At 54.1% G+C, this 12,655-nt stretch carries 9 protein-coding genes; 3 read left to right on the forward strand and 6 right to left on the reverse strand.

Annotated features, from left to right (window positions below):
• Nucleotides 1–142: 142 nt before the first annotated feature.
• Together HMPREF3164_RS08370 and HMPREF3164_RS08375 are read right to left on the reverse strand one after the other, a co-directional pair.
• A complete protein-coding gene (locus HMPREF3164_RS08370) occupies nucleotides 143–712 on the reverse strand; it encodes an HIT family protein (protein ID WP_070450392.1) in 570 nt (189 codons plus the stop codon).
• 48 nt (nucleotides 713–760) lie between these two features.
• A complete protein-coding gene (locus HMPREF3164_RS08375; RefSeq protein WP_070450395.1) occupies nucleotides 761–1,780 on the reverse strand; it encodes a potassium channel family protein in 1,020 nt (339 codons plus the stop codon).
• Between the two features lie 217 nt (nucleotides 1,781–1,997).
• Here HMPREF3164_RS08375 and HMPREF3164_RS11425 point away from each other — a divergent pair, with 217 nt between their 5' ends.
• Nucleotides 1,998–2,927, forward strand: a complete 930-nt coding sequence (locus HMPREF3164_RS11425; RefSeq protein WP_246822653.1) for a DNA alkylation repair protein — start codon at nucleotides 1,998–2,000, stop codon at nucleotides 2,925–2,927.
• On the forward strand, nucleotides 2,887–3,591 hold the full coding sequence (locus HMPREF3164_RS10960; RefSeq protein WP_246822654.1) for a heterodisulfide reductase-related iron-sulfur binding cluster: 705 nt from the start codon (nucleotides 2,887–2,889) through the stop codon (nucleotides 3,589–3,591). The genes HMPREF3164_RS11425 and HMPREF3164_RS10960 overlap by 41 nt, the downstream gene beginning before the upstream one ends.
• Nucleotides 3,592–3,704: 113 nt before the next feature.
• On the opposite strand, the gene HMPREF3164_RS08385 is transcribed toward HMPREF3164_RS10960, so the two are convergent.
• Both HMPREF3164_RS08385 and thrS read right to left on the reverse strand, forming a co-directional pair.
• The gene (locus HMPREF3164_RS08385; RefSeq protein ID WP_070450398.1) at nucleotides 3,705–4,706 is read right to left on the reverse strand and encodes a hypothetical protein; all 1,002 of its coding nucleotides are present in this window, start codon (nucleotides 4,704–4,706) and stop codon (nucleotides 3,705–3,707) included.
• Nucleotides 4,707–5,065: 359 nt separating this feature from the next.
• A complete protein-coding gene (gene thrS / locus HMPREF3164_RS08390; protein WP_070450401.1) occupies nucleotides 5,066–7,102 on the reverse strand; it encodes a threonine--tRNA ligase in 2,037 nt (678 codons plus the stop codon).
• Nucleotides 7,103–7,413: 311 nt separating this feature from the next.
• Between thrS and HMPREF3164_RS08395 the strand changes: the two genes are divergently transcribed.
• Nucleotides 7,414–10,317, forward strand: a complete 2,904-nt coding sequence (locus tag HMPREF3164_RS08395) for an FAD-binding and (Fe-S)-binding domain-containing protein (RefSeq protein WP_070450404.1) — start codon at nucleotides 7,414–7,416, stop codon at nucleotides 10,315–10,317.
• Between the two features lie 490 nt (nucleotides 10,318–10,807).
• On the opposite strand, the gene HMPREF3164_RS08400 is transcribed toward HMPREF3164_RS08395, so the two are convergent.
• Both HMPREF3164_RS08400 and HMPREF3164_RS08405 read right to left on the reverse strand, forming a co-directional pair.
• Nucleotides 10,808–11,788 carry a hypothetical protein gene (locus tag HMPREF3164_RS08400; RefSeq protein ID WP_070450407.1) on the reverse strand — a complete coding sequence of 327 codons (981 nt, stop codon included), beginning with the start codon at nucleotides 11,786–11,788 and terminating at the stop codon, nucleotides 10,808–10,810.
• Nucleotides 11,789–11,964: 176 nt separating this feature from the next.
• The gene (locus tag HMPREF3164_RS08405; RefSeq protein WP_070450528.1) at nucleotides 11,965–12,654 is read right to left on the reverse strand and encodes a DUF6318 family protein; all 690 of its coding nucleotides are present in this window, start codon (nucleotides 12,652–12,654) and stop codon (nucleotides 11,965–11,967) included.
• Between the last annotated feature and the right edge of the window lies 1 nt (nucleotide 12,655).

The following is a 12,655-nucleotide window of genomic DNA, read 5'->3' on the forward strand; positions in this document are numbered from 1 at the left end:
GATTAAAGAGCAGGTCACGAGCGTATTTTTACGTCGCGTTAAGACTTCGGAACACTCATGAAGTATACCTGCATACGCGGCTTAACGTGAATGTTTCATAGCCCCTCAAAGTAACATAACTGTCGGAAACGTTCAGGCGGGGCTATGCGGGCATGCGAGCGAACCCATCCGCGATAATCTGGCGCATGTCATCAAGGGTTCGAGACATAGTTTTTGTATGGGCAATAATGGGTAGAAAATTGGTGTCACCGCTCCAGCGGGGCAGAATATGCTGGTGCAGGTGGTCGGCTATGCCCGCTCCCCCAACTTTGCCCTGATTCATACCAATGTTGAACCCGTCGTTATGGGAAACTTTACGCAGAACCCGCATGGTGCGCTGAGTTAGGTACGCCATTTCAAGGGTTTCTTCTTCGGTTGCCTGGTCGTACAGCGGAATGTGGCGGTACGGGCAGATGAGCAAATGCCCCGGATTATAGGGGTACAGGTTGAGCAGAGCGAAGGCGTGCTCTCCACGATAAACAATGAGCGATTCTTCATCACTACGCGAAGGGGCTGTGCAGAACGGGCAGGTTTTCTCAGTATGATCCTGCTGCCCGCCGCTCACATAAGCGGTACGATGCGGTGTCCAGAGCCGCTGGAACGCATCGGGCACGCCGGGCAGCTCGAAGTCATCGGTGACGTTCGTGTTCTGGGCATTCTGGTTTTCGCTCATACCCCTATTAAACCGTATATTTAACTCCGCGAGCGGCTCACGTGTGCTCTAATCTGAATCACGTCCCAGGCGCACCGCGATCTTCTGACGAATCACCGTGAGCGTCTGCTTAGTCTCTTCCAGCAGTTCCATTGGTTGTTCGGGCTCGTGATCGTCTTCTTCGTTATCAGTGGCAAGATTGCGGTGAGAGGCGAGAAATTCCTGGGTGAGCTCTTCGGGTGGATGATGTACCGTGCCGTCTCCCATACGGATGGCGAGCATCGCCTTAAGCTCGGCGATTTCGGCGTGAAGTGCCTCAATATCGGCTTTCGTTGCGGCGTGATCTTCTTCAGTAACTCCGCTAATTTTTTCGATCACCCAGGTAGCAAGCGCACCGGTAATCACGCCGAACAGACCAACCCCGTAAATCATGACAACCACGGCAATAACCCTACCGGGTACGGTCACGGGGTATACGTCGCCATAGCCCACGGTCGCCAGTGTTGCGAGAGTCCACCAGTACGCCGTCCAGATATCTTTGATGAGGGCACCTGGGGCACCTTGCTCAATGGAGAAGATAGCGAGGGCCGCCATGATCACGAAGATCAGTGTGTACCCGAAGAGTTTAACGGCCAGTTCTGAGAGCAGTTTGTACTGGCGGTTGGCGGTCATGTGGAGCATCGCCAAGAAACTCACAATACGCCAGGCTGGCAGAAGCACAATGGCGAGGTTCATCAGGTTGTGCGTGAAGAAGTAGATGCGCCGGGGCGCCAGATAGAGACGCACACAATAATCGACCGCGAAAAGCGCCCACAGTATCATCTGAAAAATATTGAGGATGCCGTCAAGTGGTGCGCTAATGCGTGTGCTCACAATGGGTGCGGCGTAAGCGACAAGGTATAGGAGCGAGGCAATAAAAAGCGGTTTATCGGTGCGGCGCTCCCATTCGGTGAGTCCTTCTTCGCCGCGGGTAATCTTAGTGCGGCGCTCATTGTGTGGGCGGTCAACTGCGGTATCGGCGGAGGTAGTGCTGTCAGGCTCGGGTACAGTACGGGTGTGTGGTGTTTCTGTACCGTTTGCCTCTGCCATACTGCCCAATCCTTACATGCTCTTCGTTGAAGCAGGTCTGCCGTGAATTGTTGGCTCGCGTACGAGCCTCCTCTAGCCATCATATCGGTTTTTCCTCACATATCTGCGGATGCTGCAGAACTAGCGTGAGGGCACCTGCCGTTCGGTAGCTTTGGTTTGTTTCGGGGATTTGGCCCAGACCAGTACAGAAAGAAGCCGCATCTGAGAGACTAGAACTATGAGTTCATCAATTTCTCAGGCAGTCCGCGAGCTTGCCGAACCAAAACTAGCGGAGTTCACGGCGAAGCTGATTCCTACGGTTGATCCTGCGCGGATTTTGGGTGTACGCATGCCCGCGCTGCGCAAGCTCGCTAAGAAGCTGCTGCGTGAACATCCGCAGGAAGTCACGGAGTTTAAAGCGGCAGTTCCGCATGATTTTCAGGAAGAAGATCTGCTGCATGTGCTGCTTCTGAATGAGGAACGTGACTTTGCCACCTGGCATACGGAAATTACCAGTTTCTTGCCGTATATGACGAACTGGACTCTTACGGATGCCGTCTCCCCAGCCTGTGTGAAGGGCCGCAATGCAGCCAACCTGCCGCAGCTGGAGCGGGCCTGCCTCGACTGGATGGTTGATGACCGCGTGTATGTGCAACGTCTAGGCGCGGTGGTGCTCATGTCACTGTTGGGCACCGAGTATTTCTCACCGGAGCATCTGCGTAAGGAGTACGAGTACAACGGCATCGACACCTGCGCCGTGGACGGCATGTGCCAGACCCGCTGCCCCGTGAACATTAACACTGGTGACCTGATTCGCCGCCTGCGTTCTGAGAACCAGGACAAGCTGGCTGCTACCGGCTGGAAGGTTGCCGCGCAGCAGTGGGGCGTCATGGATAAGGTCGCCGGCAAGGCCCTGACCGTGGCTCAGAAGCTGCCGTTCCCCGTGGTGCACGGCACCACCAACATTGCCCGCAAGGTCATGGGCGACGACACGGTCCCCTCCTACAAGAAGGGCCTGCCGGTCGGTGGCCCGGCACGTAAGCCGCACAAGGACGCAACCGCTGAGATTGTGTTCTTCCCCGCCTGCGTGAACTCCATGTTCGGCGGCGTGGACGGCGACGGCAAGCATGACCCGGTACGCAACCCAGGCGTTCATCCGCCTGTGTGAGCGTGCGGGCGTGAAGTACCGCATCCCGGACAATATTGGTGAGATGTGCTGCTCCACCCCGTGGAAGTCGAAGGGCTTCACCGACGGCTACTCGATCATGAGCGACCGTGTGCTGAAGTCCCTGTGGGAGGCTACTGACGGTGGCCGCCTGCCGGTCGTGTGTGACGCTTCGTCCTGCACTGAGGGTCTTGAGGTGATGCGCAAGAAGGTTATTGAGGCGCTTGAGCACAAGATTGTGAACGGTCTGAAGCCGGGCGAGCCGGATTTCTCGCGTCTGCGCATGTACGACGCGGTGCAGTTCGCCGCCGACAATATGCTGGATAAGCTGACCGTGTCTGCTCCTCTGCCGTCGATTGCACTGCACCCGACCTGTTCGATGACTCATCTGGGTACTCAGCCTGCGTTTGAGAAGATTGCGAACGCGATGAGTGACGACGTGTACGTGCCGAAGAACTGGGGTTGCTGTGGTTACGCGGGTGACCGCGGTATGTTGCACCCGGAGCTGACGGCGAGCGCTACGGAGGCGGAGGCTGCGGAGCTGAGCGAGCAGAAGCAGTTCGCCGCATACATTTCGGCAAACCGCACCTGTGAGCAGGGCATGACGGAGGCGACCGGCCACAGCTACCAGAACGTACTGCAGCTGCTGGAACGCACCACCCGCTAACAGGCTAAGCGCATAGCAACGGTATGAAGAAGGGACCCGGCGGGCTATCTGATGGATAGCCTGCCGGGTCCCTTCAATTATGCATCTGCGATCTATCTATGCAAGATTATTCTCTAATGAAAAATTCTTCCTGCAATAAATCCTACAACAATGAGTCCTGTTGATAATATTGGAAGGAACCAATCTGAAACAATTGCTTTACGCTTCAGTTTTTTCATTATCCCTTCCTCGATTTCCTTATCGGTAGAAGCATTTTGAATAACATAAGGACGCGCATAAATAATCCTATCTACTTCCCCGCCTGACTCACCATCCTTCAATAGTGACTCCTTAGTTTTTATAGGACTTTTCGAATCAGGCATATCCATCATTATCGGACCATGCTCTTCGACTGTAAAAATTACTGTAGCATGTATTAGTTCAGCCGCATGAATACCAAAGATGGGACGCTCCTGCCTGAATCGAGTCCGAATGGGAAATGCTCCACCTTCCTTCTTCACCAGCATTTCATCACTGACCATTAGCGCAATATTTTCCACAAAAGATGAACTAAGCATCTTCTCATTGATCAACAATCGCAAATCGCCCTCAGATAATGATTTTAGAGCTTTATACGCTCCCGTAAGACCAGATCCACTGCGGCCTTTATACGTTAATTCATCAAAATCTCGCAACTGACCATTAGGGGTACCCGTCATAACTATCCATACATAATTGTCCCCATCTTTGTACTGTCCCAACCAGATAACCGTATTATCTTCAGAAAAAACTTCAGAACCATTTGCTCCATCCGGAGTATTAATTATTTGAAGAAGCTTTCCCTGATATATGTAATTATTCGAATTAGCTATATCATGAAATTCAACTTTTGCTAAATTCCCTTTAAAATCATCCCTACCCTGAATATTTTTAATGTGATAATTTACCACTCTATTAAGATGACCAATCGGTGTACTACTCGTATCAACCGGGTCACTCTTTATCCCCAAGGCTTCTTTGGTCAGATTCTTTACAGTATGACCATCTACACTATAACTCCTCCCCTCCGCTTCTCTATTAATACGCCTAGCAGCAACATATATCCTGCGCTGCGGGTCATAAACAAATTTATCCACGTTAATACCTCCAAAGTAATTCAAGGAAATCTACCAGCTATAAAATAACTTCCAGACATCCTTATCCGAATCGTACAATTACCGGCACTTCTGAACGGCAATGAACGTAAGTACCATCACTTACACTAACACGAAGACACCCGCCCGGACTAGGAAAAACTCCACCACAACACAATTTTCTACACCCAACCGCACTCCCCCACCCCGCTTCCTCAAAGCGCGCAAAAACCACCCCCTCCGCAGCTTGTCGCCGCGAAGGGGGTGGTTTCTATATATAGGTTCAGTGCAAAGTTCGCTGGCTCAGCTAACCACGGTCAACCGCAGTCAGCATCGCCGGCGAACCCGCATCCTAACCCTTATTACTCAGCATCCTCGGTGCTGGGCTTGGGGTCTTCGTTCACGCGGTTGCGGATATGCTCCACAATACGTGCCACCGCCTCGTCAACGGGTACGCCGTTTTCCTGTTTGTTGCCGCGGAAGCGGAATGAGACTGCGCCAGCCTCCGCGTCCTCGCCGCCAGCAATCAGGATGAACGGCACCTTCTCAGTAGAGGCGGTGCGAATCTTCTTCGTAAACCGGTCCGAACCGTAATCGACCTCAACACGCACACCCTGCTCACGCAGCTTATCCGCAATCTCGGTCATATAGTCGTTGAAAGCCTCCGCCACAGGCACACAAATCACCTGCACCGGTGAGAGCCACGCCGGGAACGCACCCGCATAGTGCTCAGTCAGCACACCCAGGAAACGCTCAATCGAACCGAACTTGGCCGAGTGAATCATCACCGGCTCCTGAATCGAACCGTCCGCAGCCTGGTACTCCAAACCAAAGCGGCTGGGCTGGTTGAAGTCATACTGCACGGTAGACATCTGCCAGGTGCGGCCAATCGCGTCCTTCGCCTGCACCGAAATCTTCGGGCCATAGAACGCGGCCCCACCCGGGTCAGGCACCAGCTCAAGACCGGTCTCCTTCGCCACCTGCTCCAGAATGGCGGTAGCGTCTTCCCACTGCTCATCAGTACCGATGAACTTGTCCTTCTTATCACCCTCAGTGTCGCGGGTCGAAAGCTCCAGGTAGAAGTCCGTCATACCGAAATCTTCCAGCAGGCTCAGCATGAAATTCAGCAGGTGCCGCACCTCATCGGGTGCCTGCTCCTTCGTCACATACGAGTGGGAATCGTCCTGCGTAATCATGCGCACACGGGTCAAGCCCTGCAGCACGCCCGACTTCTCGTCACGGTACACGGTGCCGAACTCGAAGAAACGCAGCGGCAGCTCACGGTACGAACGCCCACGCGAACGGTAAATCTCGTTATGCATGGGGCAGTTCATAGCCTTCAAACGGTAGTTGCCGTTATCGAGCTCCATCGCCGGGAACATGCCATCCGCGTAGTACGGCAGATGCCCGGACGTGTAGAACAGGTCTTCCTTCGAGATGTGCGGGGTGCTCACGTACTGGAAACCCTCAGCAATATGGCGGGCGCGCACATAATCTTCCATCTCGCGCTTAATCACGCCGCCCTTAGGGTGAATCACCGGCAGGCCGGGGCCAATATTCTTCGGGAACGAGAACAGGTCAAGCTCCTTGCCCAGACGACGGTGGTCGCGGCGCTCAGCCTCGGCAATACGGTGCTTATACTCCACCAGCTCATCCTTCGTGGGCCAGGCGGTACCGTAAATACGCTGAAGCATGGGGTTCTTCTCAGAACCGCGCCAATACGCGCCACCGGCACGCATGAGCGCGTAACCGTTAGCAATCAGCTTGGTATTCGGCAGGTGCGGACCACGGCACAGGTCATTCCACAGCACCTCGCCGGTTTTCGGGTGCACATTGTCATAAATCGTAATCTCGCCCGCGCCGACCTCAACCGAGGCACCCTCGGCGGCATCCGCGCCCGAACCAGGGCCTTGGCTAAGCGAAAGCAGTTCGAGCTTATACGGCTCGTTCTTCATCTCTTCAACCGCTTCATCGTGGGTGACCACGCGGCGGCGGAACAGCTGACCCGACTTGATGATCTTAATCATCGACTTCTCGATCTTCTTCAGATCCTCGGGGGTGAAGGGCTCAGCTACATCAAAATCAAAATAGAAGCCATCGGTAATATAGGGACCAATGCCCAGCTTCGCGTCTTTGCGGTATTCCTGCACCGCCTGCGCCATCACGTGCGCCGCAGAATGGCGCAGCACATTCAAGCCATCGGGTTCGTCAATGAAAACGGGCTCAACGGTATCTCCCTCAGACAGCTTGTGAGAAAGGTCAACCAGCGTTCCATTCACGCGGGCAACCACAATCTTCGCGTTATCCGCAAAGAGTTCAGCAGCGGTGGCGGCAGTAACCTCGCGCTCCTCACCGGATAAGCTGATCTTAATAGGTGCTGACAGTTCAGCGGCAGACATGTGTCTCCTTTAGGTTAGGCACGGAGCCTACTCCCCCAGCGTACGGGGCCAGGATAGGCGCAGCCGTGCAGACTAATCCGCACTGTACAGGTGCACGGACATCACCATTCTACGGCGTTCACAGCAAATTTTCAGGTAACGGCTCAGGGTAGACACAATATCAACGATAGTTTCCCCTCATAATACCTCAGTAAAACGGGTATTCCGGCGTGTAAGCCTAGCCAAAGCTAAGCAGACATAACGTGTGCAAAAGCACATACTGGAAGGATAGGAAGAGAACTATGCCTACACCGGTAAGGAGATTAAGGCCCATGACAGTTGTATCCAATACATCCGAAGCTCTGAACTCCCCCTACACCAACGCCCTTGAGCATATGCTCGCCGAAACCCGCGCGCACGCCCTCGATTCCAGTGTCAAAGAAATTGACAGGCTCGCTATCGCGCACGATGCCTCGCATTACCTGCTGGTACCCGCTGGAATCGTACGCCCCGATTCTGCTGAGGCGGTCGCCGATATTTTCCGTGCCGCCAGCGCCTTCAACCTGCCGCTCACCTTCAGGTCGGGCGGCACGTCTCTATCCGGTCAGGCAAGCGGCGACGGGGTGATGGTCGATACCCGCCGTAACTTCAAGAAAATTGAGGTGCTTGACGGCGGCAAGAGGGTGCGCGTTCAGCCCGGCGCCACAGTGATGGCGGTCAATAATATGCTGGCGCCCTACGGGTATAAGCTCGGGCCTGACCCGGCCTCATGGTCGGCATGCACTATCGGCGGGGTGGTCGCCAATAACTCCTCGGGCATGTCTTCCGGCACCGAATTCAACACCTACAACACGCTGGAATCTATGGTGTTCGTACTCCCCAGCGGAACCGTTATCGATACTTCTGCGCCCGATGCCGATGACCGCCTGCGCGCCCTCGAACCCGAGATTCACGAGGGGCTGCTGCGTCTGCACAAGCGCGTGGTCGAAAACCCGGAGTCGGTTGCGCGCATTCGTCAGCAATACTCCATGAAGAACACCATGGGCTACGGCGTAAACTCCCTGCTGGATTACAGCATGCCGGTTGATATTCTTCAGCACCTTCTGATCGGTTCTGAAGGAACGCTCGGGTTCGTGGCGTCTGCAACCTACCGCACTCTGCCCATTCATAAATTCGTTTCAACCGGTCTGCTCGTGTTCGATAACCTCTTGGATGCTACCCGTTCGGTGCCCGAGCTTGTGGCTAACCGCCTGGCGACAGTTGAGCTCATGGATGCCACCAGCATTCGCGTGGCGCAGCGCACCGGGCAGGCGGCGGAGGCTCTTGCTGCTATTGATGTGCGTGATCATGCGGCTCTGCTTGTGGAATTTCAGGGAAACTCTGAGCAGGAGCTCACCGATCTTGCCGCGTCTGCCGCGCCCATGTTTGATACCCTCCCGGTGGTGTCGCCGGTCGAAATGACCAGCAAACTTTCTGAGCGTAATGCGCTCTGGGCTGCACGTCGCGGACTGTACACCACAGTCGCAGGCAACCGCCCCACCGGTACGAATGCGTTGCTTGAGGATGTGGTGGTCCCGGTGGACGTACTTGGTGCTACCTGCCGCGATTTGACCGCCCTTTTTGATGCCCACGGTTACCAGGACTCAGTCATTTTCGGGCACGCAAAAGACGGCAATATTCACTTCATGCTCAACGAGCAGTTCCGCGATGCCAAGCAGCTTGTGCGGTACCGCGACTTCACCGAAGAAATGGTACAGCTCATTCTGGATGCTGACGGCTCACTCAAGGCAGAGCACGGAACCGGGCGTATTATGGCGCCGTTTGTACGTCGCCAATTCGGTGACGAGCTCTTTGAGGTCATGCGCGAGATTAAGCGCCTGATCGACCCGAAGGGTTTCTTGAATCCGGGTGTGGTTCTTGCCGACGAAGACACCGATTATGCCACCGATCTGAAGGTTGCCGAAACCGTTGAAGAAGAAGTCGATCGGTGTGTGGAATGCGGGTACTGCGAACCGGTGTGCCCGTCTAAGGATTTGACGCTGACCCCGCGCCAGCGCATTGTGCTACGCCGCGAAATTGCTGCAGCAGAGGCTAATGGTGATACTAAACTTGCCGAACGCCTACGCCAAGAATACGAATACTACGGTGTGGATACCTGCGCGGTAGATGGCATGTGCGTTACGCGCTGCCCGGTACTGATCAACACGGGTGATTTGGTGCGCCGTCTGCGTGCCGAGAACCAGGATGCCCTCGGTGCCGCCGGGTGGAAATTCGCCTCAAAACACTGGGGTGCGATCGATAAAGTGGCGGGTAAGGCTCTCACGGCCGCAAAAATGCTGCCGTTCCCGGTGGTACGCGGAGCCACCGATATTGGTCGTAAACTCTTCGGCGAAGACATGGTACCCGCCTATAAGAAGGGGCTTTCTGCCGGCGGCGCGCCACGCGTTCCTCATGCGGAAGCGAATCCCGAAATCGTGTTCTTCCCCGCCTGCGTGAACGCCATGTTCGGCGGTGTTGATGGTGACGGTAAGCACGACCCGGTGAACGCGACCCAGGCGTTCATTCGTCTCTGCGAGCGGGCGGGCGTGAAATACCGGATTCCCGAGGACATCGACCAAATGTGCTGTGGCACGCCGTGGAAGTCCAAGGGGTATACAGATGGCTACTCGATTATGAGCGACCGCGTGCTCAAAGCGCTGTGGCAGGCGACCGACGGCGGGCGCATCCCGATCGTGTGCGATGCTTCCTCGTGCACCGAAGGCCTTGAGGTGATGCGCGCGAAAGTTGCAGCCGCTGTGGAGCATAAAATCACGCAGGGTTTGGGGGCAGACGAGGCCGATTACGCTCAGTTGAAGCTTATTGACTCGGTACAGTTCGCTGCCGATACGCTGTTGCCTAAGCTCACGGTGTCAACTCCCCTGCCGTCGCTGGCGCTGCACCCTACCTGCTCGATGACTCACTTGGGCGTGCAGCCTGCATTTGAGAAGATTGCAAACGCCATGAGCGATCAGGTGTACGTTCCCAAGAACTGGGGATGCTGCGGTTACGCTGGTGACCGCGGCATGCTGCACCCTGAGCTCACGCAGAGCGCTACCCGTGCCGAGACTGCTGAGCTAAACGAGCACGAGTTCGCCGCATATGCGTCATCAAACCGCACCTGTGAACAGGGTATGACCGAAGCAACCGGACATACCTTCCAGAACGTACTGCAGCTTCTAGAGCGAGCCACTCGGTAAAGCTTTGCTCCGTTAAAACTGTAGGGCTGTGGGGCGGCATCGCAAGATGCTGCACCCACAGCCCTATGTTTGTAATGCTTCTTATTTCAACAGCTCAGGAGGCCAGTTTATATTCTGCCTCCCCCGGATATACAAAAACGCTATGTCCTGTTTCTAGCGTCAGAGCTAAATCTTCAGGACATAGCGTTTTTAGCGAAATCGCTAATAATCGTGTTGTGCGGTGCGATATAAGAGCAACCCGGAAGTTTTGTTGCCCAAGGTAACCCTTCAGAACTACCTCACTTCTAACATTAGCCTTATCTGTAAGCGAACTTCAAAGATATTCGGAAATTGTAACCAAATCTTTATGTTTAGCGAAAAGTTCAACCTTTTATCAACATTTTGGTAGTGTCATACTAATTTTTACGACAGGGAGTATACGAGACTTTCTCCTGTACAATAAAACAGTTTTTATATGTGAGGTATTACTCTTTATATACTGACAATCTGTTTACATGTTGGGCCAGGTCGGGTGCAACCGACCCTCACTATCCCCCACCCCCACATCATCAAGATGCCACCGCTGACCCGTATACACATCCACCTTACGCAACTGCGGATTCGGATTCCCCACATCAGGCTCCTCCGCATGACCCGGACACCCCCGCGCTCCCGGGTCCTCAGTACAGGTCTTGCCCACCGAGTGCACCTCAGACTCCCACACCCGCACCAGCACCGGCTCACTCACACGAGACACCTCGGTTCCGAAAAACTGCCACGGCCCACCATCAATACTGTACTGACCCGCATACGTCACCGTGACATAGGCATGAAAATTCCCCACCTGCGGATACGCATAACTCGTCGACGTCTCATGCAAGGATTGACCAGAATACTGTGAAGACACCGAGCTACCAGCACTATGTGTTTTTAGATCGTGCCCGTCTCCATACTCATACCGATACGCCACCGGTACCGCCCGAATCCTGGTATGCCCGATCGGTAAGTCCCCTTCAAAAATATTAGAACTTCCTTCTAGAGTAGTGTAGAAATTCGTTTCCTCACCCTTACTCGTGTGTGGTGGATGCGCACTATCCAAGATCAGGTGCGGGTGCGCCGGGATCAGCTCCAGCAAATGGGTGTGCATCTCGGTGATAATCCGTTCGTACTCGCTTTGGGCTTGCTGTGCTGCTTCCGGGTCGTTGAGGGTGCATTTGTTTCCATAGAGCTCATTGATCATATCCGGGATAGCACGCCCGGTCTTTGGGGCTTTCTCAAACGTGCCAGCCTGACCATCACGACTAAGGCAGTACGAGCCGTCATTAGCGACATCAAACCCGAACGACCGCTGGTTACCGTTCTTACCTTGCGCAAACCCAAACTCACCATGATGATGCTCCCCATACCACCTCCTATAAGCCTCAATATCCTCAACGTTACCAGCCTGACTTGAACTTGTTTCACGCTCGTCATTATTAGCATGTTTGGGCACATGGGAGCTTCCCTGTTCCCAAAGGTCACCTCCAGTCTGATCTAGACATTGAAAAGAGCGAGTGTCATTATTACAAGTTATAGAAAAAGCCGCAGGAACATGGGACAGGGATGCACTCACAAGTGTTGCCGAGAGAAACCCAGAAAATACTTTGGTTTTTAGAGAGTTCAAGGGAATTACTTCTTTTCTATAGCCAGGGAATGAACATTATCAATGAGCCATCGGTTGCCGTCATGATGAAGAGTCATCATGAACCAGTTATTCTCATAATCTTCATTGCGAATTTTCTTATATGTTTTCCCATCCGAGTCAACATAGACGTAATACGGCCAAGCGACAAAGAACTTCCACTCATACTTACCGTTACCCTGGTTGATGGGTTCACCGTGAAACTCATATTTTCTTAAATCTCCGCCGATCATCCACCCGCCCTCTTTATACAGTCCAGTATTGAGATCGTAAGTATCCCGTTCGTCTTTAAAGTCTTTGCTAATGAATTTTCTGGCCTCGCTATAATCTCCAGTTTGCATGCCATAGTTACGCCATTCCGTCCACGCCTGCACCGTCTTACGCATCCCCTCCAAGGAAGCATTCGTATACCCCTCCTCCGCCTTGGGCTTCGGAACATTCTGCGCAGGACCATAAAAATCCGCAGGACGATACTCCCCCTCCGGAGCTTTCGATTTCCCTGAATAATGCGGCGGCACACTCGACGACGGTGATGGGCCATTACTGGATGAAGCAGAGGCAACGGCAGTCGCAGAAGATGAAGAACTAGGGCTCTCAGTAGCCGCTCCAGCAGGCTTCGAGTCCTCCCCACAGGCAGACAACAGCACAGCAAACCCAGAAACGCCCAAAGCGCTCATA

This window comes from Rothia sp. HMSC08A08, from assembly GCF_001808385.1.
GTDB lineage: Bacteria > Actinomycetota > Actinomycetes > Actinomycetales > Micrococcaceae > Rothia > Rothia dentocariosa.